The organism is Micromonospora sp. NPDC023966, from assembly GCF_040639095.1.
Taxonomy (GTDB): domain Bacteria; phylum Actinomycetota; class Actinomycetes; order Mycobacteriales; family Micromonosporaceae; genus Micromonospora.
This window is the reverse complement of record NZ_JBEZZJ010000040.1, coordinates 1-25580: the sequence shown is the minus strand read 5'-3', so window position 1 is coordinate 25580 and position 25580 is coordinate 1. Positions and strand designations below refer to the sequence as shown.

The window sequence follows — 25580 nt, the reverse complement described above, 5'->3', positions numbered from 1 at the left end:
CCGCAGTCGCGAACAACCGAGGTGCCGCGTGAGCGATCTCGCCGCCCGGTTCCGCACGCTCTGGGACGAGATCGCGCCGGTCGGGCGGGACGCCGGCAGCGGCGGCTACCTGCGCTACGCGCTCACCGAGCCGGAGCTCGCGCTGCGGGCCTGGTTCCGGGAGCAGGCGGAGCAGCGCGGGATGCCGGTGACCGAGGACGGCAACGGCAACCTCTTCGCCTGGTGGGGTGACCCGTCGGCCGGGGACGCGGTGCTCACCGGCAGCCACTTCGACTCGGTGCCGCACGGCGGGGCGTACGACGGGCCGCTCGGCATCGTCAGCGCGTTCCTGGCCGTGGACGAACTGCGCGCCGCCGGGGTGGCCCCGGTCCGGCCGGTGGCGGTGGCCGCGTTCGTCGAGGAGGAGGGCGGCCGGTTCGGCGTACCCTGCCTGGGGTCGCGGCTGCTCACCGGGGAGATCGCGGTGGAACGCGCGGCCGGGCTGCGCGACGCGGCGGGGGTGAGCTTCGCCGAGGCGCTGGGCGACCGGCCGGCGGGCGCCGACCCGGGCCTGCTCGGCCGCTTCGCGGCCTTCGTGGAGCTGCACGTCGAGCAGGGCCGGGCGCTGGTCGACCTCGGCGCGCCGGTCGCGGTGGCCAGCGCCATCTGGCCGCACGGCCGCTGGCGCCTCGACTTCGCCGGCGAGGGCAACCACGCGGGTACGACCCGGATGGCCGACCGCCGCGACCCGATGCTCACCTTCGCGTTCACCGTGCTCGCGGCCAACAAGGAGGCCCGGCTGCGCGACGCGCACGCCACCGTGGGCCGGGTGGCCGTCGAGCCGAACGCCACCAACGCCATCCCGTCCCGGGTGACCGGCTGGCTGGACGCCCGGGCGGCCGAGCCGGAGACGCTGCACGGCCTGGTCGAGGCGGTCCAGGCCAAGGCTGCCGAGCGGGCGCGGCGGGACGGCACCGAGCTGACCTGCACCGAGGAGTCGGCCACCCCGCTGGTGGCGTTCGACGGCGGGCTGGCCGGCCGGCTGGCCGCGCTGCTCGACGCGCCGGTGCTGCCCACCGGCGCCGGGCACGACGCCGGGGTGCTGGCCGCGCACCTGCCGACCGCGATGCTCTTCGTGCGGAACCCGACCGGGGTGTCGCACTCCCCCGCCGAGTCCGCCACGGACGCCGACTGCGCGGCCGGGGTGACCGCCCTGGCCGGGGTGCTGGAGGAGCTGGCATGCCGCTGACCCGCTGGCTGGCCGAGTACGCCTGGCTGCCCGACCACGCCGAGCCCACCCCGGACGTGCTGATCGAGGCCGAGGGCGGCCGGATCACCGCGGTCACCCCGCTGGTCGGCGGCGGCGCACCCGCCGCCGGGGTCGAGGTGCTGGGCGACGCGGTACGCCTGCCCGGGCTCACCCTGTCCGGCCTGGCCAACGCCCACTCGCACGCCTTCCACCGGGCGCTGCGCGGGCGCACCCACGGCGGGCGCGGCGACTTCTGGAGCTGGCGGGACGTGATGTACGACGTCGCCGCCCGGCTCGACCCCGACTCCTACCTGGCCCTGGCCCGGGCCGCCTACGCCGAGATGGCCCTGACGGGTATCACCTGCGTCGGCGAGTTCCACTACCTGCACCACGGCCCGGAGGGCAAGCCGTACGCCGACCCGAACGCCATGTCGGCCGCGCTGGTCGAGGCCGCCGCGCACGCCGGGATCCGGCTCACCCTGCTGGACACCGCGTACCTGACGTCGAGCGTGGACGGCGCGGAACTGGTCGGGACGCAGCGCCGGTTCGGCGACACCAACGCGCTGCGCTGGGCGGAGCGGGTCGACGCGTTCCGTCCCGAGAACGACCACGCGCGGGTCGGCGCGGCGATCCACTCGGTTCGCGCGGTGCCGGCCGAGCAGCTCGCCACGGTGGCCGGCTGGGCCGACCGCAACGGCGTGCCGCTGCACGTGCACCTCTCCGAGCAGCCGGCCGAGAACGACGCCTGCCGGGCCGTGCACGGCTGCACCCCGACCCGGCTGCTGGCCGACCACGGGGTGCTCGGCCGGCACACGACGGCGGTGCACGCCACCCACCCGACCAGCGCCGACGTCGCGCTGCTCGGGGAGAGCCGGACGGGGGTCTGCCTCTGCCCCACCACCGAGCGGGACTTGGCCGACGGGATCGGGCCGGCCCGGCGGATGGCCGAGGCGGGCAGCCCGCTCAGCCTGGGCAGCGACAGCCACGCCGTGGTCGACCTCTTCGAGGAGGCCCGCGCCGTGGAGCTGGACGAACGGCTGCGCACCCGCCGGCGGGGGCACTTCGCCGCCGCCGAGTTGGTCGCTGCGGCCACCGTCGCCGGGCACGCCGCGCTCGGCTGGGGCGACGCCGGCCGGCTGTCGGTGGGTGACCGGGCCGACCTGGTGACGGTACGGCTGGACAGCGCCCGGACCGCCGGGGTGCCGCCGGTCGGCGCGTTCTTCGCGGCCACCGCCGCTGACGTGACGCACGTGGTGGTCGACGGGCGGACGGTGGTGGCCGACGGCCGGCACCTGACCGTGGACGTGCCCGCCGAGCTGCACGAGGCCATTGCGGCGGTGACGTCGTGAGCGGCTTCCCGGTGCGCCCCGAGGGCCCGGCGCGGCCGGCCGTGCGCGGCAGCGGCAGTCTGCTGGTGGACAACATCGGCGAACTGGTCACCAACAGTTTCGGCGAGGGCGAGGGCGGGCCGCTGGGCATCCGTCGGGACGCCGCCCTGCTGGTCGAGGATGGGGAGGTGGCCTGGGTCGGGCCGGCGCGGGACGCCCCGGCCGCCGACCGGCGGATCGACGCCGACGGGGCCGCCCTGCTGCCCGGTTTCGTGGACAGCCACGCCCACCTGGTCTTCGCCGGCGACCGGGCCGCCGAGTTCGCGGCCCGGATGGCCGGGCAGCCGTACACCGGGGGCGGCATCCGGACCACCGTGGGCGCCACCCGGGCGGCCTCCGACGACGAGCTGCGGGCCACCGTGGCCCGGCTGCGCGGCGAGGCGATGCGGCAGGGCACCACCACCATCGAGATCAAGAGCGGGTACGGCCTCACCGTCGCCGACGAGGCCCGCTCGCTGCGGATCGCCGCCGAGTTCACCGAGGACACCACGTTCCTGGGCGCGCACGTCGTCCCGGCCGAGTACGCCGACCGCCCGGACGACTACGTGGGCATGGTCTGCGGGCCGATGCTGGCCGCCGCCGCGCCGTACGCCCGGTGGATCGACGTGTTCTGCGAGCGGGATGCCTTCGACGTGGACCACGCCCGGGCGATCCTCGCCTGCGGCCAGGCCGTCGGCCTGGGCGTGCGGGTGCACGCCAACCAGCTCGGGCCCGGGCCGGGCGTCCAGCTCGGGGTGGAACTCGGCGCGGCCAGCGTCGACCACTGCACCCACCTGTCCGACGCCGACGTCGACGCGCTCGCCGCTCAGCGGGTCGACTGCATGTGCGCCGAGGGCGGGCACACCGCCACGGTGGCCACCCTGCTGCCCGGGGCGGAGTTCTCCACCCGGTCGCCCTACCCGGACGCGCGCCGGCTGCTCGACGCCGGCGTCACCGTGGCCCTGGCCACCGACTGCAACCCCGGGTCGTCGTACACCTCTTCGATGCCGTTCTGCATCGCCCTCGCCGTACGCGAGATGCGGATGACCCCGGCGGAGGCGGTCTGGGCCGCGACCGCCGGCGGCGCGCAGGCGCTGCGCCGCACCGACGTCGGGGCGCTGCGGCCCGGCGCGCGGGCCGACCTCATGATCCTCGACGCCCCCTCGTACCTGCACCTGGCCTACCGGCCGGGTGTTCCACTGATCCGCCAGGTTCTGCACAACGGAGTGCCGCAATGTCGACCGTAGTCATCCAGCCCACCGGGATCTCCCCCGCCGACGTGCTCGCCGTGGCCCGCGGCACCGCCAAGGTCGTCCTCGACCCCGCCACGGTGGAGGCGATGGCGACCAGCCGCTCCATCGTGGACGGCATCGAGGCCGCCGGCCGGCCCGTGTACGGCGTCTCCACCGGGTTCGGGGCGCTCGCCAACACCTTCGTCGCGCCCGAGCGGCGGGCCGAGCTGCAGCACGCGCTGATCCGCTCGCACGCCGCCGGGGTGGGCGCGCCGATGCCCCGCGAGGTGGTGCGGGCCATGATGCTGCTGCGGGTGCGCTCACTCGCCCTCGGCCGCTCCGGGGTCCGGCCGCTGGTCGCCGAGGCCCTGGTGGACCTGCTCAACCGCGAGGTGACCCCGTGGGTGCCCGAGCACGGCTCGCTCGGCGCCTCCGGCGACCTGGCGCCGCTGGCGCACTGCGCGCTGGTGCTGCTCGGCGAGGGCTGGGTGCTCGGCCCAACCGGCGACCAGCTGCCGGCCGGCGAGGCGCTGCGCCGGGTCGGTCTGGAGCCGGTCGAGCTGGCCGCCAAGGAGGGGCTGGCGCTGATCAACGGCACCGACGGCATGCTCGGCATGCTGCTGCTGGCCATCCACGACGCCCGGCACCTGTTCGCCATGGCGGACGTGACCGCCGCGCTGGCCATCGAGGCGATGCTCGGCTCGGAGCGGCCGTTCCTGCCCGAGCTGCACGCCATCCGGCCGCACCCCGGCCAGGCCGCCTCGGCCGCGAACATCCACAAGCTGCTGCAGAACTCGGCGGTGATGGACTCGCACCGCGACGACCTGGCGCACGCGGTGCAGGACGCCTACTCGATGCGCTGCGCGCCGCAGGTGGCCGGGGCGGCCCGGGACACCCTCGGCTTCGTCGAGGTGGTGGCCGGGCGGGAGCTGGTGTCGGTGGTGGACAACCCTGTGGTGCTGCCGGACGGGCGGGTCGAGTCGACCGGCAACTTCCACGGCGCGCCGCTCGGCTTCGCCGCCGACTACCTGGCCATCGCCGCGTCCGAGGTGGGCGCGATCGCCGAGCGCCGGGTGGACCGCCTGCTCGACGTCACCCGCTCCCGGGAGCTGCCGGCGTTCCTCTCCCCCGACGCCGGGGTCAACTCCGGCCTGATGATCGCGCAGTACACGGCGGCCGGGATCGTCGCGGAGAACCGCCGGCTGGCCGCCCCCGCCTCGGTCGACTCGCTGCCCACCAGCGGCATGCAGGAGGACCACGTCTCGATGGGCTGGGCGGCGACCAAGAAGCTGCGCACGGTGCTGGACAACCTGACCAGCGTGCTCGCGGTGGAGCTGCTGGCCGCCGTACGCGGGCTCCAGCTGCGGGCCCCGCTGACCCCGTCCCCGGCCGGCCGGGCCGCGGTGGCCGCGCTCGGCGAGGCGATCGGCGAGCCGGGCCCGGACGTGTTCCTCGCCCCGCTCATGGAGGCCGCCCGGGAGGTGGTGCGCGGCCCCGAGCTGCGCGCCGCGATCGAGCGCGAGGTCGGTCCGCTGAGCTGACCGGTGACGCTGTCGCCCCGGCTGCTAGCGTTCGCGGCCGTGACCCACGACGACGCCGCGCCGTCGGCTGACGCCCCGGCCGAGGACGACCTTCGCGCCGAGATTCGGACCTTCGTACGCCGGCAGGTGGCGCTGGCCGAGCTGCCCGCAGCCGCCATCGTCACCGAGACGGTGGAGTATCTCGACGGCGAGGCCGAGGAGGACCGGGTCGCGGAGCTGGCCTGGGCGGTGGTGGCCGAGGAGCTGACGGCGCACCTGGCCGACCAGCGGAGCTGGCCCGAGGTGACCGACAACGATCGGCTCACCGCCGCTTTCCGGGCGCTCACCGCGGCCGGTGTGGTGGCCCGGGAGAACTTCACCTGCTGCCAGAACTGCGGGGTCGCCGAGATCGGCGACGACATGCCGCGCGGGATGACCCCGCGCGGCTACACCTTCTATCACCGGCAGGACGCCGAGCACGGCGTCGGGGGGACGGGGGTGCACCTCGCGTACGGGCCGCGGGAGTCCGCCGCGGAGATCGGCGCGGAGGTGGTGGCGGCGCTCCGGGCCGAGGGGCTGACTGTGCACTGGGACGGTGAGACCGGCCGACGGATCCACGTGCCGCTGGTTTGGCGGCGGCGCCGGGTCGGCCGGCTCGCCGCCGTACCGGCGATGGTGGACGACGACGTCGAGGTCGACGTGGAGCTGCTCGGGACCTGGACCGCGGCTCACCGCCCCGGGGACGGGCCGATGGCCGGCGGCCGGCTCACCGCCCTGCACCTGCCGTGGCTGCCGGCCGCCGTGCGGGTCCGCCTGACCTGGGCGGGCCGGTCGGTCGAGGTCCGGCGCGAGGGCGACTCCCTGGTCGGCACGTTTGTGGACCCGGGCGTGCCGGAGCTGACCGTCGGCAGGTACGACGGGCTCGTCCTGGTCCGCCGGCTGCGCGGCCTGCCCACGACCGGCGAGCCGGCGCCCACCCCGGTCGGCTTTCTGGTGGTGACCGGCGACCACGCCGACGGGTCGGACCGCGACGTGCCGATGGAGCTGGCGGAGTCGCTGGCCCTGCTGCGGACGATGCGCCCGCTCAGCGGCGACTTCCTCACCTGCTTCGGCCGCTCCGGCGGCTGTGTGCAGACCACCTGGGAGCCGGACGGGCTCTGGGTCGAGGAGCTGGACACCGAGGCGGGTGTCGTGGTGGGCCGGTACGCGACCCTGACCGAGGTGGAGCGGGTGCTCACCGTGCTGGCCGTGGAGGACCGGGTCGCCGTGCGGGAGCTGGGCGACCTGACCACCCTGCACCTCCGCTGATGGTCCCTCGCGGCCGGCGGCCGCTCAGGCGGCCGGCGGGAGCACCTTCGCGACCAGCTTGGCAAGCTCGCGCAGCGCCTTGCCGCGGTGGCTGACCGCGTCCTTCTCCTCCGGGGTCAGCTCCGCGTTCGTCCGCTCCTGCCCGTCGCCGAGGAAGATCGGGTCGTAGCCGAAGCCACCGTCGCCGCGCGGGGCGCGCAGCAGCCGGCCGGGCTGCCGGCCGTCGACCAGGTGCTCCTTGCCGCCGGGCAGCACCAGCGCCACCGTGCAGACGAAGGCGGCGCCCCGGTGCTCGTCCGGCAGGTCGGCGATCTGGTCCAGCACGAGCTGGAAGTTGGCCCGGTCGTCGCCGTGCCGGCCGGCCCAGCGGGCGCTGAACACGCCCGGCATCCCGTTGAGCGCGTCCACCGCCAGCCCGGAGTCGTCGGCGATGGTCGGCAGGCCGGTCCGCCGGCAGCCCTCCCGGGCCTTGATCAGCGCGTTCTCGCCGAAGGTCAGGCCGGACTCGGGCAGCTCCGGGTATTCCTCGACGTCGTCGAGGCCGAGCAGGGCGATCCGGTGGGCGCCGAGCGCGCCGTCGAGGATCCGCTGAAGCTCGACGAGCTTCTTCCGGTTGCGGGTGGCCAGGAGCACCGTGTTCATGTTCAACGCCTTCCGCTGCGCGTCAGCCAGTTCATCAGTTCAGCGCCTTCCGCTGCGCGTCGGCCAGTTCCAGGCAGCCCGCCACGCCCAGGTCCAGCAGGGCGTCCAACTGCTCCCGGGCGAAGATGCCCGCCTCGCCCGTCCCCTGCACCTCGACGAAGTCACCCGTCCCGGTGCAGACCACGTTCATGTCGACCTCGGCCGCCACGTCCTCCTCGTAGCAGAGGTCCAGTCGGGGCTCACCGGCGATGATGCCGACGCTGACCGCCGCCACCGACCGGTGCATCACCTTCTCCACCTTGCCCGCCAGGGCCTTTCGCTCGGCGAGCCAGGTCACGGCGTCGTGCAGCGCCACGTACGCGCCCGTGATGGCGGCCGTCCGGGTGCCGCCGTCGGCCTGCAGCACGTCGCAGTCGAGCACCACCGAGTTCTCGCCGAGCGCCTTGAGGTCGACGCAGGCCCGCAGGCTGCGGCCGATGAGCCGGGAGATCTCGTGGGTCCGGCCGCCCACCCGGCCCTTGACGCTCTCCCGGTCCGAGCGGGTGTTGGTGGCCCGGGGCAGCATCGCGTACTCGGCGGTCACCCAGCCGAGCCCGGAGCCCTTGCGCCAGCGGGGAACGCCCTCGGTCACGCTGGCCGTGCAGAGCACCCGGGTCGCGCCGAACTCGACGAGCACCGAGCCCTCCGGGTGGGTGCTCCAGCCCCGGGTCAGGGTCACCGGTCGGAGTTGGTCGGGCTGCCGCCCGTCAGGTCGCGCCATGCCTGCACCTTATGCGGTGCCGTGATCGAACCGCCCCGGGGTGCCCCAACGATCGCTCGCGCCGGGCTGACGGCTTCGGATGGCTTCCCTCAGCTTGGGGGAATGCGGCAGTATGACCTTCACATCTGCGCAGCCGAATACCGGATAGGTCCATGAATATGCCCCTGTCGCGCCGCGTGATCATTTCAGCCGTTGTTGCCATGGTCGCCGTCGGTTCGGGGGTGGGCTTCGCCGTCTGGGCCAGCGGTGACGATCCCGCGTACCGTCCGCCGAGCGGCCACGTCGTGCAGCCGGGGGCGCCGGGTCAACCCGGCAGATCCCTGTCGGGTGACGACCTGACCCAGGTTTCGCCGCCCGGATTCAAGGCGGCCGACACCCTGTTCATCCAGGGCATGATCCCGCACCACGCGCAGGCACTGGACATGACCGCGCTGCTGTCGGGCCGCACCACCAACCCGGACGTGACGCTGCTGGCCAAGCGGATCGACGTGTCGCAGCGCGACGAGATCACTCGGATGCAGCGGTGGCTCGCGGAGCGGAACGTGCCGACCACGGGCCCGAACGCGGGCCATGCCGGGCACGAGCTCATGCCGGGGATGCTCACCGCCGAGCAGCTCGATCAGCTCAAGCAGGCCCGCAACGGCGACTTCGACCGGCTCTTCCTCACTTTCATGATCCGCCACCACCAGGGCGCGCTGACCATGGTGGAGGAGCTCTACGCTTCGGGTGGCGGCCTTGAGCCGGCGACCGACCAGTTCGCCCGTGAGGTGAACGCCGACCAGAGCATCGAGATCCAGCGAATGCAGGAGATGCTGGCCAAGATGGGCTGACACCCGGACCAAAGCCGAAGGGCACCTCGACTCGACGGATTCGAGCCGAGGTGCCCTTCGTTCAGGAACCGGTCAGAGCGATGCCTGCAGGTCCAGGATCGCCTGCTTCAGCTTCTGGTGCTCAGAAGCGGTCAGCTTGCCGGCGATCTCCTGCAGCTGGGACACCGCGGCGTCCCGCTGGCCGTTGGCGGAGAACCGCTCGGCGCGCTGCAGGAACTGGTCGACCTGGGACTTCAGCGGGTGGCCGATGGTGTTGGCGCGGACGAGCTGGTCGTAGTGCGCACGTGCCACCGCGAAGCTCGGCGTCCAGGTGATCTCCGGCTGGCCCTGGGCGTTGAACTGGCCGAGCTGCACCTCCTCGGCCGCCATGATCTCCGCCTTCGACAGGTGCTCACTGGGGGTCAGCTTGAACACGTCGAAGCCGCGGGCGATCTCGTTGCCGAAAAGGCTGCCGTTGTACCAGTACGCCGACCAGAATCCGCCGAGCACGAGCGAGTTCGCGTTGACCGCCCCGCGGTCGAAGAACGCGATCTCCTGCGGGTGGGCCGAGTCGGTGAAGTCGAACACCGAGATTCCGCCCTGGTACCAGGCCTGCATCATGATGTCGCGGCCGGGCACCGGGATCAGCGAACCGTTGTGCGCCACGCAGTTCTCCTGCAGCGTCTGCGGAACCGGCAGCTTGTAGTAACTGGCGAACTCCATCTTCCGGTCGACGATGTCGAAGATGGCGTTAGCGCCCCACTCCGGCTGGTCGGTGTCACGGCAGCGAGCACCGCTACCCCCGCCCCACTCGTCGGTGAAGATCACCTTGGTGCCGTCGTTGTTGAACGTCGCCGAGTGCCAGTACGCGAAGTTCGGGTCGGACACCTCGTCGATCCGGACCGGGTTGGCCGGATCCGAGATGTCGATCAGGATGCCGTTGCCCTGGCAGGCACCGGCGGCCAGCCCGATCTGCGGATAGGCGGTGATGTCGTGGCAGGCGTTGGTGTTCGGCGTGGGCGACCAGTTCGACCCGGACGGGTGCCGGGGCGTCTGCGGCCCGTTCTGCAGGCCGTCGATCCGGCCGGTCTCCGGGTCGGTGAACAGCCGCGGCTGGTTCACCACGGCGGCCTGCTCAGGGGCCGCCACCGGCACCTTGATGACGTCGATCCGCCACCGCGACGGGTCCTCGCCGTTCGCGGGGTTGTTGTTGCAACCGGCCATCGTCGTGGCCGGGCGCACCGAGGTGGTGCCGGAGACGTAGACGTAGACGTTGTTCGCGTCCTTGGGGTCGGTCACCACGGTGTGCGTGTGCGAGCCACGGCACAGCTGAACCGCCGCGACCTGCACCGGGTTGCGCACGTCGCTGATGTCGAAGACCCGAACGCCCTGGAACCGGGTGCCGACGCTGGGGTTCGTGCCGCAGTCGACCCGCCCGCGGGTCTCCTCGACCGACATGAAGAGCAGGTTGTCGTGGACCGAGATGTCACCCTGCCCACCCGGGCACACGACGCTCGTGACCAGCTGCGGGTCGCTGGGCTTGGAGACGTCGAAAATGTTGAACCCGTTGTAGTTGCCCGTGAACGCGTACGTGCCGCCGAAGGCGAAGTCCGAGTTGTAGAACCCGCCGTTGCCGGGGTTCGCCGGGTCGACCATGCCCGCGGGCTTGTCGCGGTGCGCGACCTGCTCGAGGTTGCTGATCGCCGACTGCGCGTCGAGCCAGCCAGCGCCGAGTCCGATTCGCGGATCGGGCTCCGCCGCCGAGGCCGTGCCCGGCAGCGCGCCGGCCAGGAGTACGCCGGCGGCGATGAGGCCGAGTGCTTGCCGGCCTCTACGTGACCTTGGACTGAGGTGGTGGGTCATGCGATGCCTTCCGCTCGAAGGACCTGACGCAACGTCCACATAGCAGGCACGGCGCGTCGTGTGAGTAAGGACCGTACCGACGCTCAGCCGCAGGTCAAGAAGCCGAAGCGTGATATGTACATATTTGCGAAGGCAAATTTTTCGCGTTTATCTTCTCGTGATCCGCAGGTCACGACATGCGTCGAACCTGGGGGGCCAATCTTTCGCCACTCGTCGGATGATCCGCCGATGAGCCGGCCCGTAGCGTCGATGCAATTCGCCCCGCACAGGCTTGACCACCGAACGTGACTGCCTGCGTCGGCGGATCGGCGCTTGACGCTGTCTTCTCCGACCGTCGAAAGGAGCAGCGGTGCCCCTGCCCTCACGCCCATCCCGTGGTCGCCGCAACGCCGCGTTGCTGCTGTCCACGACCCTGGTCGCGTCCATGACGACGTTGACCGCGCAGCCCGCCTCGGCGGAGCCCGACGAGGCCGCCCAGGCGAACCCGACCTTCCTCACCGGCCCCAACCAGGGCACACCGAACGAGATCGCCACGTCCTACCTGCGCGCGCATCCCGCCGACCACGGGGTACGCGTCACCGACCTGGCCGACCTCGCGGTGGCTTCCAGCTACACCAGCCGCCACAACGGCGTCACCCACGTCAACCTGGCCCAGCGCTACAAGGACCTCGAGGTCTTCGGAGCCACCGCCACCGTCAACATCGCCCGCGACGGCAGCGTCGTGTTCGTCGGCGACACCCTGGTCCCCGGGCTGGCCGACAACGCCTCCGGCACCGCCACGCTCGACGCGGTCGAGGCGGTGCACGCCGCCGCGGACGCCCTGGATCTGCCCGACCCGGCCAACCCGAAGGTGACGAGCCGCAGCAGCGGCGCCGCCCAGCGCACCATCGTCTCCGGCGCCGGCATCTCCGACCAGCCCATCCCCGCCAAGCTCGGCTGGCAGCCCACCGCCGACGGGCTTCGCCTGGCCTGGCAACTCGTCATCGACGACTCCACCGACACCCACCTGTGGAACGCGGCCGTCGACGCTCAGAGCGGCAAGCTGCTCAAAGCCGACGACTGGACGATCCACGAGGACGTCAAGGAGGTCGCCGACAACCTGGACCGCAGCGCGCCGGGACGCTCGACGACGCTGAACAGCGCGGCCTTCGGGTCGCGCAACCCCGTGCAGGACGGCTCGAGCTACCGGGTCTTCGCCGGCCCCGCCGAGAGCCCGAACGACGCGCCGCGGACCCTGGTGACCAACCCGGCCGACGGGACCGCCTCGCCGAACGGCTGGCACGACGTCGACGGCGCCGCGGGGGCCGAGCACACCACCACCCAGGGCAACAACGTCCACGCCTACCACGACGAGGACGACAACAACGCTCCCGACTTCGGCAGCAGCCCGGACGGCGGCGCGAGCCTGACCTTCGACCACCCGCTCGACCTCGGCGAGCACGCCCAGAACTACCGGGACGCCGCGACCGACAACCTGTTCTACTGGAACAACATCATCCACGACGTCAGCTACCAGTACGGCTTCGACGAGGCGTCGGGGAACTTCCAGTCGAACAACTACGGCCGGTTCGGCGCGGGCGGCGACTACGTCCGGGCGGAGGCAGCCGACGGCCGCGGCACCAACAACGCCAACTTCTCCACCCCGGCGGTGGACGGCGTCGGTGCGCCGCGCATGCAGATGTACCTGTGGCCGGGCACCCAGTTCGGTAGCCCGAACCAGGTCGTCGTGGACGGCGTCGGCTCGTTCGACGCGTCCTGGTCGCGGTTCACGCCGGCCCCGACCGTGGCCGGCCTGCCCGGACACCGCTTCGAGTACGGTGGCACCGGCTGCACCACCGCGACCTACCCCGCCACCCTCCCGTCGGGCGGGTGGATCAGCGTGGTCGACGGCGGCACCGCGGCCTGCACCTACCTGCAGCGGGCCCAGGTCGCCCAGTCGCTCGGCGCCAGGGCGCTGGTGGTCGCCCACAACGCCACCAGTAGCGCCCCGGTGCTGACCGGCCTCATGACGTCCGCGCCGGTCACCATCCCGGCCGTCGCCGTGACCCAGGCCGACGGCAACGCCATCAAGGCCGCCATCGCAGCGGGCGATGCCACCGGGTCGGTACGCAAGCACCCGAACCACCCGGGCATCCGCGACGGTGACCTCGACGCCGGAGTCATCATCCACGAGTACACGCACGGCATCTCCAACCGGCTCACCGGCGGCCCGACGGTCAACTGCCTGACCGGCAACGAGCAGATGGGCGAGGGCTGGAGTGACTTCATGGCGGTCACCACGCTGCTCGACCCGACGTTCGACACGGCCGACGGTCAGCGCGGCATGGGCCCGTACGTGCTGTTCCAGGACGACCGGCACGGCGGCGGCATCCGGCCGCGGCCGTACTCCCGGAACATGGAGATCCAGCCCTTCACCTACGACGGGATCAAGACCGGCGGCTGGTTCAACGGGACGTCCCTGGCGTTGCCGCACGGCATCGGGCACGCGTGGGCGTCGGTCCTGTGGGACATGACCTGGAACCTGATCGACCGGCACGGGTTCAACCCAAACGTCTACGACCCGTGGAACACCGGCGGCAACAACCTGGCCCTCCAGCTCGTCACCGACGGGCTCAAGATGCAGGGCTGCGGCCCCGGCTTCGTCACCGGCCGCAACGCCATCATCGCCGCCGACGCGGCGCTGACCGGCGGTGAGAACGCCTGCATCATCTGGGGTTCGTTCGCCCGCCGGGGTCTCGGCTACAGCGCGGTGCAGGGCACCACGGCCCGCGACGACAACACCGAGGCGTTCGACACCCACCCGTCCTGCCGGGGCGACTTCGTCGGCCGCTCGGCCCAGCCGTCCCTCAACACGGTCGTCGCCGGTGACGCCGCGCCGATGAAGTTCCAGCTCGCCAGCAACCGCGGTCTGAACATCCTCGCCAGCGGCTCGCCGTACTCCCGGCTGGTCGACTGCGACACCCTCAGGACCGTCGGCCCCGACGGCGCGATCACCCCGCGACCCACCCCGGTCGCGGCACGCAACCCCGGCGGTTCAAGCCTGTCGGCCAACGCCAACGGCCAGTACAACTACCCGTGGAAGACCGACCCGGCCTGGGCCGGCACCTGCCGCGAATTCGTGCTGACCCTGGACAACGGATTTCAGTACCGCACCTACATCAAGTTCATCGCCGAGTCGTAGCACCGCCACCACCCGGGGGGGCGTCCCGGCCAGGGACGCTCCCTCCGGCGTGCTCCGGACAGGTCCGCACGCGGCTGGAAACGTCCCGGCAGACAACGCGGCGAGGCGGCTGCCGCCGTCGTGGTCAGACCTCGTAGGAGGCGCCGGCGCGGACCACCTCGAGCGGCCCGGCGTACGCCCCGGCCGCCGACTCCACGGTGTGCGACTCGCTGCCCCAGGCGGGGACGAGGTGGGTGAGCAGCAGCCGACCCACCCCCGCCTTGGTGGCCGCCTCGCCGGCCTCCCGGCCGGTCAGATGCAGGTCCGGGGGGTTCTCCACCCCGTCGAGGTAGCTGGCCTCGCAGAGGAACAGGTCGGCGCCCTGGGCCAGCCGAAGCAGCGCGTCGCACGGCGCGGTGTCGGCGGAGTAGCAGAACACCCGGTCGCCGTGCTCCAGCCGCACCCCGTACGTCTCGACCGGGTGGTTCATCCGGTCGACGGTGACGGTGAACGGCCCGATCGGAAAGGTGCCCGGCTGGAGGCCGTAGAACTGGTAGACGTCCTCGACCGTGCTCTCCTCCTGCCCGTAGGCGGTGGCCAGCCGGTCCGGCGCGCCGGAGGGGGCGTACATCGGCAGGGGCGGGTACGGGCCGTCCGGGGCGTACCGGCGCACGACCACGTAGGACACCGCGTCGAGCATGTGGTCGCAGTGCAGGTGGGTGAGGAGGATGGCGTCGGGGGCGTGCAGCCCGACGTAGCGCTGGAGGGTGGAGAGCGATCCCGAGCCGAAGTCGATCAGCAGCCGGAACCCGTCGGCCTCCAGGAGGTAGGCGGAGCAGGGAGACTCGGGCCCGGGAAAACTGCCCGCGCAGCCGAGGACGGTCAGTCGCATCCGGTCGCCTCGATCTCACGTTCGGTAGTCGAGACGCCGGCGGTCGCTCCGCCGATGATCTCTACCGACGCGGTCGCCACGCTGCGCAGCCTACGCGTCGGCCCGGTCGGGCAAGAATCATCTGCCGGAAGTTGTCATCAACGTGACACCCGCACGCGTCCGGCCCCGGACGGTTACGGTCGGTTCGGTCCGCGCCCGGCGCGGACCGAACCGACCAGCCAGCCGTCAGGCCCAGAGCTGCCCCTCGAGGGCGTCCTCGGCGTCCGCCAGGGTGCCGCCGTACGCCCCGGTCGACAGGTACTTCCAGCCGCCGTCGCAGACCACGAAGGCGACGTCGGCGCGGCGGCCGTCGCGGACCGCCTCGTGCGCCACGGCGAGGGCGGCGTGCAGGATCGCACCGGTGGAGAAGCCGGCGAAGATGCCCTCCACCTCGACGAGCTGCCGGGTCCGCAGCACCGCGTCCCGGGTGCCCACCGAGAAGCGCCGGGAGAGCACGGTGGCGTCGTACAACTCGGGCACGTAGCCCTCGTCGATGTTGCGCAGGCCGTAGACCAGCTCGCCGTAGCGGGGCTCGGCGGCGACGACCTGGATGCCGTCGACCTTCTCCCGCAGATAGCGCCCGGTGCCCATCAAGGTGCCGGTGGTGCCCAGGCCGGCCACGAAGTGCGTGATGGTCGGCAGGTCGTGCAGCAGCTCCGGCCCGGTCGTCTCGTAGTGCGCCCGGGCGTTCGCCTCGTTGCCGTACTGGAAGAGCATCACCCAGTCCGGGTGCTCGGCGGCGATCTGCTTGGCGGTGGCGACGGCCTGGTTCGAGCCGCCCGCGGCCGGCGAGAAGATGATCTCCGCGCCGTACATCCGGAGCAGCTGGACCCGCTCGGTGGAGACGTTCTCCGGCATCACGCAGACCAGCCGGTAGCCGCGCAGCTTGGCCACCATGGCCAGCGAGATGCCGGTGTTGCCGCTGGTCGGCTCCAGGATGGTGTCACCGGGGCGGAGCCGGCCGGACTCCTCGGCCGCGCGGACCATGAACAGGGCCGCCCGGTCCTTGATGCTGCCGGTCGGGTTCCGGTCCTCCAGCTTCGCCCAGAGCCGCACCGGCGGCGCCCCGTCGGGCACCGTCGGCGAGAGCCGGGGCAGGCCGACCAGGGGCGTGCCGCCGCAGGCGTCGAGCAGGCTGTCGTACCGTGCCATGCCGCCGACCGCCCTCAGCGGGCGGCGACGGCCGCGCGGTGACCGGCGAGCGCGGCCGTCGCCGCGCTGTGCTGCGCGATCGCGGCTGCCGCGGCGAAGCCGAAGGCGCCACCGGCCACGGCCGGCAGGATGGTGACGCTGTCGCCGTCGTTGAGCTTGGCGTCGAGCGCGCCGAGGAAGCGGACGTCCTCGTCGTTGACGTAGACGTTGACGAACCGGTGCAGCGCGCCGGCGTCGGTGACCAGCCGGGCCCGCAGGCCGGCGTGCCGGGAGTCCAGGTCGGCGAGCAGGTCGCCCAGGGTGTCGCCGCTGCCCTCGACGACCTTCGCGCCGCCGGTGTAGCTGCGCAGGATGGTGGGGATGCGAACCTCGATGGCCATGATATCTCGTGCTCCTTGTTCGGGTGGTGTGCCAGGTGACGGGAGGAAGAAAGGGTGTGCCGGCGCTGGAAGGTCAGCGGCCGGAACACTCGTAGTCGACCGTCGCCGGGCTCTGCCCGAACATGTAGGACTGGACGGCGTGCGGGTCCACGGCGGCCACGATCTCGACCGGCTCCTCGGTGACCACGCCGTCGACGATCCGGAAGGAGCGGATCTCTTCGGTGTCGGGCTCACGGGTCGAGACGAGCAGGTAGTGCGCTCCCGGCTCACCGGCGAAGGACACGTCCGTGCGGGACGGGTAGGCCTCCGTCGCGGTGTGCGAGTGGTAGATGACGACCGGCTCCTCGTCGCGGTCGTCCATCTCCCGCCACACCCGCAACTGCTCCATCGAGTCGAACTCGTAGAAGGTCATGGAGCGGGCGGCGTTGTCCATCGGGATGTGCCGGGTCGGGGTGTCGCTGCCGGCGGGACCGGCGACCACGCCGCACGCCTCGTCCGGGTGGTCCCGACGCGCGTGGGCGACGATCGCGTCGATGATCGACCGGTCGATGCTCAGCACGCCGCCCAGCCTAGCGCCTGGCCGTCCCGGGCCGCGAGGTGGCGACCGTCACGACTCAGTCGATCAGGGCGTTGAGCAGGGATTCCTGGAGATAGCCCAGGTACGCGTAGACCGACAGTTGGAACGCCCGCGACGAGGTGGGGTCCTCGGCGACCGCGTCGTCCAGCTCCTCGCCCAGGTCGGTGCCGTCCTTGATCTCCAGCCGGACGCCCATGGCGAGCCGGGCGTCGTTCAAGGCGCGCAGCCACGCCTCGGCCGCCTCCGCGTCCAGCCGCACCTCGCCGCCGGCCTCGCCGTCGGGCAGCGCGGCCAGGATCGCCCCGGCCTGGTCGATCTTGGCGGTCTTGAGGTCGCCCTCGGTGTAGCGGCGGAACTCCGCGCTGCCAGCCACGTCATCCGGGTAGACCTCGGGGAAGAGCCGGCCGACCACCGGATCGCCATGGTCGAAGCCGTCGGTGAGCAGCCCGACCACCTCGGAGGCGACCTTGCGCAGCACCCGGACCTCGTCCACCGCGAAGGTGGCCACGTAGCGGTCGCCGTGGCGACGGAACATGCTCATGACCGGTCCACCGTCGCCCAGAGGCCGTACGCGTGCAGCTGCGACGCGTCGTGCTCCATCCGCTCGCGGGCGCCGCTGGAGACGACCGCCTTGCCCTTGTGGTGCACGTCCAGCATGAGCTGCTCGGCCTTCTCCCGGCTGTATCCGAAGAGCTTCTGGAACACCCAGGTCACATACGTCATGAGGTTGACCGGATCGTCCCAGACGATGGTCACCCATGGCCGGTCGGAGACCGGCACCTCTTCGGTGTCCGGCGTCTCGACCGGCGCAACCTGTGGAGCCGCCATGCCCCCCATCGTGCCACCGGATCCGGGGAACCGAGGAACCGGAACGGCGCGGCGGTCGGCATCACCCGCCCGGGCCGCGTACGTCGGCCCGGGCGGCCGTGCGGCGGCCCCGACCTCAGGCGAGCAGGATGCCGTGGTCGACAGCATCGGTGAGGACCGCGCCCAGCGAGAGACGGATCACCTCGAAGCGACGGGACACCTGGCGGGACAGCTCCAGCTCCACCTCGCGCAGCGCCCGCTGCGCCCAGGAGCGCGCGACGTTCGGGTCGGCGTTGCCTGGGGCCCGCCAGTGCTGCCAGCACCCGCCGTTGAGCGCCACCCCGACGGGCGGGAGCGCCTCGTCGCGCTCCGCGCCCGGATAGCCGGCCAGCGCGTCGAGCGCGCCGGCGCCGGCCAGCCCGGCCACTCCGGCCGTGCTGGTGACCAGGAGCACCCGGTCCACCTCACGGCCGTCCGGGTGGTCGGCCAGGCCCCAGCGGACGGCATGCATGATCCGGCGGCGCACCCCCTCGGCGAGCGGCGCGCCGAAGACCCGGGCGGCCGCGTCGTCGACGATGCCCCGGACCGCCTCGTCGCACTGCGCGGTGGCGAGCAGCGACAGCGCCTCCATCTCGCGGTCGAGCAGCTGCGGCAGGCCGGCGCAGCCGACCCCGAAGACGATCTCCTGCACCACCCGGAGGTGGATGTTGGCCAGCTCCAGGGCGAGGTGCTGACGGATCCGCTGGGCGCAGGAGCGGGCCTGGCGGTCGATCCGCTCGGTGACGTCGGCCGGCTCGGAGCCGGCCACCACGGGCACCCGGCCGTGCGCGCCCGGCGGCTCCGGCGGCCGGGAGCTGGCCCGGCGCAGCCCTTCGTCGGCGGCCCAGCCGACCAGCGCTCGGCGCAGCACCGAGTGCTCGCCCTGGCGGACCGGGAACCAGCGGGCCGGGGCGAGCGCGGGCACCGCGGCCAGCAGCGCGGCCCGGTGCGCGGCGACCGAGACCTCCACCGGGTCGTACCGGCGGGCGGCGGGGCCGGGCGGGCCGGATCGGCCGGCCGACGACCCGGACGCCCCCGTGTCCTCCGTCGTCGTGCCGTCCGCCGGCGCCGCCCAGCCGGCCACGCCGGGGGTGACGGCGAAGAACACCTCCACCCTGGTGCGCGCCACCTCGGCCAGCAGGTGCAGCTCGGCCGCGCTGAACGCCTGGTCGGCGGAGATGACGAAGAGCAGGGCACCCGCCCGGCCCGCCGCATCGAGCAGCACCCGGCCGCCGGCCACCCCGAGGGTGCCGGTGTCCGGCGTGTCGAGCACGGCGAAGTGCCGCAGCAGCGGGTCCGGGAGGCTCAGCTCCACCCGGCGCGGCGGGCGGGCCAGCGCCGGACCGGCGGCGAGCGGGTCGGCGCCGTAGGAGTGCGGCTGGCGGTAGCCCGGCACGTAGGCGGCCCGGGTGGGCACCTTGGCGTGGTGGACGAGGAGGTGACTCCCGGCGGGCACGGCGAGCATCCCGGGATCCACCTCGAGCAGGCCGGCGAGCACCTCCCGGCGGCCGGCGCCGGCCGGGCCGGTGACCACGACGCCCAGCGGCTCGTCCGGCCCCGGCTCGGTCACGCCGAGCCGGGTGGGCAGCGGGGCGCAGCGGGGCGGCTCGGCCAGCCCGCCCGGTTCGGGCACGTCGACCGAGGGGAGTGGACCTGGGTCCAACAGGCGGCCTCCCGGTGAGGCGACCGGGTTGCGGTCCGGTCGCATGGAAATCCCTGTTCGCAGGGGGATGTCGGAAGCGTACGACTGTCGCGGATCCGACATCGAACACATCCAGTACTCACGAGTAATCGACAGATTACTCAACTTCGCTGAGTGACGGTGTACACGCGGACGGAACACCATCGATATGCTGCACCGATGAGTCGGTGGGACTTCGTCGGCCGAACGGATGAGCTCAACCGTCTGTTGTCGGCGGTCGGCGGTCCGGAGGGACGCGGGCTGCTCTTCAGCGGCAGCGCCGGAGTGGGCAAGAGTCGCCTGCTGCGCGAGGGGGTGGCCGCCCTCTCCACCGACCGCTACGCGATCTGGTCGGTGGCGGCCAGCGCCACCACCGCCGCGCTGCCGTTCGGCGGTCTGGTCCAGGTGCTCCCGGCCGCCCAGCCGCAGGGCCTCTCCCCCGCCGGCGTCCTGCGCTGGGCGGTCGACGTGCTCCAGGAGCAGGCCGCGGGCCGGCCGATCGTGCTGGCGATCGACGACGCGCACCTGCTCGACCCGCCGTCGGCGGCGCTGGTGCACCTCATCGCCCGCTCGGAGAACGCGACGGTGCTCGGCACCCTGCGCAACGGCGAGCAGATCCCCCTGCCGATCCGGGCCCTGTGGACCGACGACCTGGTCGACCTCGTCGAGCTGGGGCCGCTCGGCCCGAGCGAGACCAGCGGGCTGCTCGCCGCGATCCTCGGCGGGCCGGTCGACGCCGGCTCCTCCGAGCGGCTGTTCCGGCTCTCCGCCGGCAACCCGCTGCTGCTGCGCGAACTGGTGCTGGCCGCCTCCGGCGGCGACGAGCTGAGCCGGACGTACGGCATCTGGAAGTGGACCGGCCGGCTGGAGCTGGCGCCCAGCCTCACCGACCTGATCGACACCCGGATCGGCCAACTCACGCCCGGCGTACGGGCGGTGGTCGAGCTGGTGGCGTTCGGCGAGCCGCTCGGCCTGCACCTGCTGGAGCAGGCGGTCGACCCGGCCGACGTGGAGGTCGCCGAGGAGCGCGGCCTGATCTCCATGGTGCGCGACGACCGGCGGCTGAACGTCCGCCTCGCCCACCCGCTCTACGGCGAGGTGATGCGCCGGCAGTGCCCGGTCAGCCGCACCCGCCGGCTTCAGGCCACCCTGGCCGGGCTGCTGGAACGGGTCGGCAAGCGACGCCGCGACGACCTGCTGCGGGTCGCGGTGTGGCGGCTCGACTCGGGTACGGCGCAGGATCCCGCCCTGCTGCTCGACGCGGCCGCCCAGGCCTTCGGCCGCTACGACGTGCCGCTGGCCACCCGGCTGGCCCGGGCCGCGCTGGAGGGTGAGGGCGGCCCGGACGCGGCGGAACTGCTCGCCACCATCCTCATGTTCGGCGACCGGCCGGAGGAGGCGATCGCGGTCCTTGACCAGGTGGCCGGGGCGATCGAGGACGACCGGCGGCGCGGCCGTTGGCTGACGGCCCGCGGCATGGTCAGCTACTGGGGGCTCAGCCGCGAGTCCACGGTGGAGGAGATCGCCGCGCGCGGCGCCGAGCTGACCGACGCCGCCGACCGGGCCCGGGTCCGCGCCTTCGAGGCGATCATGCGGCTGCACCGGCTGGACACCGACACGGCGGTCCGGCTGGCCCAGGCGGTGCTGGACCGGCCGGCCGCCCCGATGGCCGCGCGCGAGCTGGCCCGCTGCACCCTCGCGCATCTCCAGGCCGCCCAGGGCCAGTACCGGCGCAGCGCCACTGCCATCGCCCGGGTGCAGGCCGAGGCGGCGTGGTGGCGGGCCGACATGCCCTACCTCCAGCTCGCCATGGAGCTGGCCCGGGGCACCCGGCTGGCCCTCTCCGGCGATCTGACCGGCATCGACGCGATCGTCGCCGACGAGTTCGCCGACCTGGCCGGCGCCGGTGATTTCCGGCTCGGCACCGGCTACCTGGCCATCCTCCAGGCGTACGCGGCGCGGCTGCGCGGCCGCGGCGACGAGGCGCTGAAGACCAGCCTGGGCGCTTGCGCCGTACTCGCCACCAGCCGGGTCTACGCCGGGCTGGCGCACGCCGAGCGGGCGCAGGCGGCGGCGCTGCGCGGCGACGCGACGCACGCGGCGGAGGCGATGGCCGAGGCGGACCGGACCCACGCGCCCGGGATGGCGGTGCTCTATCCCTGGCTGGAGCAGGCCCGGGGCGCGGTGCACGCGGCCGCGGGCGACCTGCCGGCGGCCACCAAGCACCTCTGCGCGCTCGCCGACCGGCTGCGCGAGGACGGCCTGGCCGGGCACGAGCTGCTCGTGCTGCTCGACCTGGTCCGGTTCGACCAGGCCGCCTCGGCGATCGGGCCGACCTGCGGCGATGGCGGCCGGCGGACCGTGGCGCAGCGCCTGGCCGAGCTCTCCGAGCAGGTCGACGGGGTGCTGCCGCCGCTGGTCGCCCGATACGCCCGCGCGAGCGTCGACGACAGCCCCGACGAGCTGCTGGCCGTGGCCGACGGCTTCGCCGCCCGGGAGCTGATCGTCTACGCCGCCGAGGCGACCGCGATGGCGCTGCACCGGATGGGTCGCAGCCGGGCCGGCGCCACCGGCCCCGCCCGGGAGCGCCTCGCCGACCTGCTCCGCCGGTGCGACGAGGTGTCCACGCCGGCGCTGCGGCTGCTCCGCCCGACGCTGAGCGAACGCGAGTGGGAGATCGCCCGGCTCGCCGCCGACGGGGTTACCAGCCGCACCATTGCCGAGCGGCTCTTCCTCTCCACCCGCACGGTGGAGAACCACCTCCAGCGGGTCTACAGCAAGCTCGGAGTGGCCGGCCGGACGGAGCTGCGGGCCGCGTTGCGGTCGATGCCGGGCCACGACGGCACGGATCCGGCCTGAACTCTAGGCTGGGGCGGTGAGCACCCTTCGCCCCGCGTTGCTGACCGACCACTACGAGCTGACCATGGTCAGCGCCGCGCTGCGGGACGGCACGGCCGACCGTCGCTGCGTCTTCGAGGTGTTCAGCCGGCGGCTGCCGGCGGGCCGCCGCTACGGCGTGGTCGCCGGGACGGCCCGGCTGGTCGAGCTGATCCGCGACTTCCGGTTCGACCCCGACGAGGTCGAGTTCCTGCGCCGCACCGGCGTGGTGGACGACCGGGCCGCCCAGTGGCTGGCCGACTACCGCTTCACCGGCGACGTCGACGGGTACGCCGAGGGCGAGCTGTTCTTCCCCGGCTCCCCGATCCTCACCGTCTCCGGCACCTTCGCCGAGTGCGTGGTGCTGGAGACGCTGGCGCTGTCGGTGCTCAACCACGACTGCGCGGTGGCCGCCGCGGCGGCCCGGATGGTCACCGCCGCCCGCGGCCGGGCGCTGATCGAGATGGGCTCCCGCCGGGCGCACGAGGGGGCCGCGGTGGCCGCCGCCCGGGCCGCGTACCTGGCCGGGTTCCGGTTCACCTCCAACCTGGCGGCCGGCCAGCGCTACGGCATTCCCACCGCCGGCACCGCCGCGCACGCCTTCACCCTGCTGCACGACGACGAGCAGGCGGCGTTCGCCTCGCAGGTCGCCACGCTGGGCAAGGACACCACGCTGCTGGTCGACACCTACGACATCAGCCAGGGCATCCGCAATGCCATCGCGGTGGCCGGGCCGGAGCTGCGCGCGGTCCGGATCGACTCGGGCGACCTCGCGGTGATCGCCCAGCAGTCCCGCGAACTGCTCGACTCGCTCGGGGCCACCGAGACGAAGATCATCGTCTCCGGCGACCTCGACGAGTACGCCATCGCCTCGCTCGCCGCCGAGCCGGTCGACATGTACGGCGCGGGCACCGCCGTGGTGACCGGCTCGGGCGCCCCCACCGCCGGCCTGGTCTACAAGCTGGTCGAGGTGGACGGGCGCCCGGTGGTCAAGCGCTCCGAGCACAAGGCCACCATCGGCGGCCGGAAGGTGGCCGTCCGCCGGCACAAGCCGACCGGCACCGCCACCGAGGAGATCATCGTGCCGCAGGGCGTGCCGGACCGGCAGCCCAACGACCGGCTGCTCCAGCGCTCGTTCATCGTCGAGGGCGAGCCGGTCGCACTGCCCACCCTCGACGAGTCCCGGGAGCACCTGCGGCAGTGCCTGATCTCCATCCCCTGGGAGGGGCTCAAGCTCTCCGGCGGCGACCCGGCCGTCCCGGTGACCGTCGTACCCGCGAGCTGAGAGGACCGATCCGATGGCCAACGCCTTGATCATCGTGGACGTGCAGAACGACTTCTGCGAGGGCGGCTCCCTCGCGGTGAACGGCGGGGCGGGCGTCGCCGCCGGCATCTCCCGGCTGCTCGCCAGCGAGCCGGAGCGCTGGGACCACGTGGTCGCGACGAAGGACTACCACATCGACCCGGGCGCGCACTTCGGCGATCCGCCGGACTACGTCGACTCCTGGCCCCGGCACTGCGTGGTGGGCACCCCCGGTTCCGAGTTCCACCCCGACCTCGAGACCGGCCGGGTGGAGGCGATCTTCCACAAGGGCGAGCACGCGGCCGCGTACTCCGGTTTCGAGGGGCACGCGGACGACGGCGAGTGCCTGGCCGACTGGCTGCGCCGGCGCGACGTCGACCGGGTCGACGTGGTCGGCATCGCCACCGACCACTGCGTCCGGGCCACCGCGCTGGACGCCGTCCGGGAGGGCTTCCGCACCACCGTGCTGCTGGACCTGACCGCCGCCGTCGCGCCCGACACGCTGGACATGGCGCTGCGGGCGTTGGACGGCGCCGGGGTCGGCATGGTCGGCGAACCTGTGATCAGGGCCGCTTGAGCAGGTAATCGGTTGCGACTGTCGTACCCCCGGCCCAGGATTGCGCCGGAGGTACGGACCGTCGTGAACCTGAAGCCTTACCGGGAGGCACTCGCCCTGCCCGGTCTCCGATCGTTGCTGCTGATCTCGGTGCTGGCGCGCATCCCGCTCACCGCGACCGGCGTGACGCTCACCTTCCACGTCGTGCTCGACCTCGGTCGCGGCTACGGCGCCGCCGGGCTGGTCGGCGCCGCGTCCACCATCGGCGCCGCGCTCGGCTCCCCGCTGCTGGGCCGGCTGGTCGACCGGCGCGGGCTGCGCCCGGTGCTGCTGATCACCACGGTCGCCGAGGGCGTCTTCTGGGCCAGCGCGCCGACCCTGTCGTACCCCGTGCTGCTGCCCACCGCGTTCCTGGCCGGCCTGTTCGCCCTGCCGGTCTTCTCGGTGGTCCGCCAGTCGGTCGCCGCGCTGGTGCCGGCCGAGCGGCGCCGCCCCGCGTACGCCCTCGACTCGATGTCGGTGGAGCTGTCGTTCATGGTCGGCCCCGCGCTGGCCGTGGCCATGGCCGCCGCCGTGTCGCCCCGGCTCACCATGTGGGCGGTCGGCGCCGGGATCGTCGCCTCGGGCATCTGCTTCTGGCTGCTCGACCCGCCCACCCGCGCCGCCGACGAGCCGGCGGGTCCGGCCCGCAAGGTGCCCCGCCGCGAGTGGCTGACCCCCCGGCTGCTCGCCGTGCTGGCGGTCAGCCTGGCCGCCACCCTGGTGCTCGGCGGCACCGACGTCGCGGTGGTCGCCGTGCTGCGCGAGGGCGGCGAGGTCGGCTGGACCGGCGCCGTCCTGGCCGCGTGGGCGGTCGCCTCGCTGGTGGGTGGCTTCGCGTACGGGGCGGTCACCCGCTCGCTCTCCCCGCTGGCCCTCGTGGCGGCGCTGAGCGTGACCACCATTCCGGTCGGGCTGGGCGGGGCGCACTGGTGGCTGCTCTGCCTGGCGCTCGTCCCGGCCGGCGCCCTCTGCGCGCCCTCCATCGCCTCGACCTCGGACGCGGTGAGCCGGCTCGCCCCGGCCGGCGTACGCGGCGAGGCCATGGGCCTGCACGGCTCGGCCGTCACCGTCGGCATCGCGCTCGGCGCGCCGCTGGCCGGCGCGGTGATCGACGCCTCGGCGCCGGCCTGGGGGTTCGCGGTCACCGGCGCGATCGGGGTGCTGGTCGCCCTGGCCGTCCTGCCGATCGAACTCCGCCACCGCCGCGAACCGACCCCGACCCCGCAACCCGAACTGGCCCCCGCCACCCCCTGACCCGCACCGCCGGGCCGCCGCGCCGACCCGCCGCCGGGTCGGCGGCGCGCTCGATCCTCGCCGGCACCGAGGGCTGCCGCTCGGTGCGGATG

The 25580-nt window shown here is 73.4% G+C and carries 21 protein-coding genes; 11 read left to right on the top strand and 10 right to left on the bottom strand.

Annotated features, from left to right (window positions below; all coding sequences use genetic code 11):
• The first annotated feature begins 28 nt into the window (after window positions 1–28).
• The 5 genes from AB0F68_RS30740 to AB0F68_RS30720 are packed head-to-tail and all read left to right on the top strand — an operon-like array spanning window position 29 to window position 6655.
• Window positions 29–1228: an allantoate amidohydrolase gene (locus tag AB0F68_RS30740; RefSeq protein ID WP_357344564.1), complete on the top strand. Its 1200-nt coding sequence runs from the start codon at window positions 29–31 to the stop codon at window positions 1226–1228.
• Window positions 1225–2577, top strand: coding sequence for a formimidoylglutamate deiminase (locus tag AB0F68_RS30735; RefSeq protein WP_357344634.1), 1353 nt, complete (start codon window positions 1225–1227; stop codon window positions 2575–2577). The genes AB0F68_RS30740 and AB0F68_RS30735 overlap by 4 nt, the downstream gene beginning before the upstream one ends.
• A 41-nt stretch (window positions 2578–2618) precedes the next feature.
• The gene (hutI, locus tag AB0F68_RS30730; RefSeq protein WP_357344632.1) at window positions 2619–3842 is read left to right on the top strand and encodes an imidazolonepropionase; all 1224 of its coding nucleotides are present in this window, start codon (window positions 2619–2621) and stop codon (window positions 3840–3842) included.
• Window positions 3830–5368 carry a histidine ammonia-lyase gene (hutH, locus tag AB0F68_RS30725; RefSeq protein WP_357344562.1) on the top strand — a complete coding sequence of 513 codons (1539 nt, stop codon included), beginning with the start codon at window positions 3830–3832 and terminating at the stop codon, window positions 5366–5368. The genes hutI and hutH overlap by 13 nt, the downstream gene beginning before the upstream one ends.
• A 39-nt stretch (window positions 5369–5407) precedes the next feature.
• Window positions 5408–6655, top strand: a complete 1248-nt coding sequence (locus AB0F68_RS30720) for a hypothetical protein (RefSeq protein WP_357344560.1) — start codon at window positions 5408–5410, stop codon at window positions 6653–6655.
• 24 nt (window positions 6656–6679) lie between these two features.
• Here AB0F68_RS30720 and rdgB read toward each other — a convergent pair whose 3' ends face one another.
• Together rdgB and rph are read right to left on the bottom strand one after the other, a co-directional pair.
• Window positions 6680–7297, bottom strand: coding sequence for an RdgB/HAM1 family non-canonical purine NTP pyrophosphatase (rdgB, locus tag AB0F68_RS30715; protein WP_357344558.1), 618 nt, complete (start codon window positions 7295–7297; stop codon window positions 6680–6682).
• A gap of 34 nt (window positions 7298–7331) precedes the next feature.
• The gene (gene rph, locus AB0F68_RS30710) at window positions 7332–8057 is read right to left on the bottom strand and encodes a ribonuclease PH (protein ID WP_357344556.1); all 726 of its coding nucleotides are present in this window, start codon (window positions 8055–8057) and stop codon (window positions 7332–7334) included.
• A gap of 152 nt (window positions 8058–8209) precedes the next feature.
• Between rph and AB0F68_RS30705 the strand changes: the two genes are divergently transcribed.
• Window positions 8210–8887 carry a DUF305 domain-containing protein gene (locus tag AB0F68_RS30705; RefSeq protein WP_357344554.1) on the top strand — a complete coding sequence of 226 codons (678 nt, stop codon included), beginning with the start codon at window positions 8210–8212 and terminating at the stop codon, window positions 8885–8887.
• A 72-nt stretch (window positions 8888–8959) separates the two neighbouring features.
• Here the strand turns inward: AB0F68_RS30705 and AB0F68_RS30700 are convergent, their stop codons facing one another.
• The gene (locus AB0F68_RS30700; RefSeq protein ID WP_357344552.1) at window positions 8960–10729 is read right to left on the bottom strand and encodes a hypothetical protein; all 1770 of its coding nucleotides are present in this window, start codon (window positions 10727–10729) and stop codon (window positions 8960–8962) included.
• 349 nt (window positions 10730–11078) lie between these two features.
• Between AB0F68_RS30700 and AB0F68_RS30695 the strand changes: the two genes are divergently transcribed.
• Complete coding sequence (locus AB0F68_RS30695) at window positions 11079–13910, top strand: M36 family metallopeptidase (protein ID WP_357344550.1); 2832 nt, start codon at window positions 11079–11081, stop codon at window positions 13908–13910.
• A gap of 124 nt (window positions 13911–14034) precedes the next feature.
• Here the strand turns inward: AB0F68_RS30695 and AB0F68_RS30690 are convergent, their stop codons facing one another.
• The 7 genes from AB0F68_RS30690 to AB0F68_RS30660 all read right to left on the bottom strand — a co-directional run bounded on the left by AB0F68_RS30690 (window position 14035) and on the right by AB0F68_RS30660 (window position 19408).
• Window positions 14035–14781: an MBL fold metallo-hydrolase gene (locus AB0F68_RS30690; RefSeq protein ID WP_357344548.1), complete on the bottom strand. Its 747-nt coding sequence runs from the start codon at window positions 14779–14781 to the stop codon at window positions 14035–14037.
• A 225-nt stretch (window positions 14782–15006) separates the two neighbouring features.
• Window positions 15007–15972, bottom strand: a complete 966-nt coding sequence (locus AB0F68_RS30685) for a pyridoxal-phosphate dependent enzyme (protein WP_357344547.1) — start codon at window positions 15970–15972, stop codon at window positions 15007–15009.
• A 14-nt stretch (window positions 15973–15986) separates the two neighbouring features.
• Window positions 15987–16352, bottom strand: coding sequence for a MoaD family protein (locus AB0F68_RS30680; RefSeq protein WP_357344545.1), 366 nt, complete (start codon window positions 16350–16352; stop codon window positions 15987–15989).
• 73 nt (window positions 16353–16425) lie between these two features.
• Entirely contained in the window at window positions 16426–16911 is a 486-nt protein-coding gene (locus AB0F68_RS30675) for a M67 family metallopeptidase (RefSeq protein ID WP_357344542.1), read from the bottom strand.
• A gap of 55 nt (window positions 16912–16966) precedes the next feature.
• Window positions 16967–17470 (bottom strand): DUF2017 domain-containing protein, encoded by a 504-nt coding sequence (locus AB0F68_RS30670; protein WP_357344540.1) that lies wholly within the window; start codon window positions 17468–17470, stop codon window positions 16967–16969.
• Entirely contained in the window at window positions 17467–17757 is a 291-nt protein-coding gene (gene clpS, locus AB0F68_RS30665; protein WP_091269570.1) for an ATP-dependent Clp protease adapter ClpS, read from the bottom strand. Before clpS ends, AB0F68_RS30670 begins: the two co-directional genes overlap by 4 nt.
• Window positions 17758–17872: 115 nt before the next feature.
• Window positions 17873–19408 (bottom strand): hypothetical protein, encoded by a 1536-nt coding sequence (locus AB0F68_RS30660; RefSeq protein WP_357344538.1) that lies wholly within the window; start codon window positions 19406–19408, stop codon window positions 17873–17875.
• A gap of 228 nt (window positions 19409–19636) precedes the next feature.
• On the opposite strand from AB0F68_RS30660, the gene AB0F68_RS30655 reads away from it, so the two are divergent.
• From AB0F68_RS30655 to AB0F68_RS30640, 4 genes are read left to right on the top strand one after another with little or no spacing between them, the layout of a single operon-like run.
• Complete coding sequence (locus AB0F68_RS30655) at window positions 19637–22315, top strand: LuxR C-terminal-related transcriptional regulator (RefSeq protein WP_357344536.1); 2679 nt, start codon at window positions 19637–19639, stop codon at window positions 22313–22315.
• 16 nt (window positions 22316–22331) lie between these two features.
• On the top strand, window positions 22332–23618 hold the full coding sequence (locus tag AB0F68_RS30650) for a nicotinate phosphoribosyltransferase (protein ID WP_357344534.1): 1287 nt from the start codon (window positions 22332–22334) through the stop codon (window positions 23616–23618).
• A 13-nt stretch (window positions 23619–23631) separates the two neighbouring features.
• Window positions 23632–24213, top strand: coding sequence for an isochorismatase family protein (locus AB0F68_RS30645; protein WP_357344532.1), 582 nt, complete (start codon window positions 23632–23634; stop codon window positions 24211–24213).
• A 39-nt stretch (window positions 24214–24252) separates the two neighbouring features.
• On the top strand, window positions 24253–25488 hold the full coding sequence (locus AB0F68_RS30640) for an MFS transporter (protein WP_357344630.1): 1236 nt from the start codon (window positions 24253–24255) through the stop codon (window positions 25486–25488).
• Window positions 25489–25580: the final 92 nt, after the last annotated feature.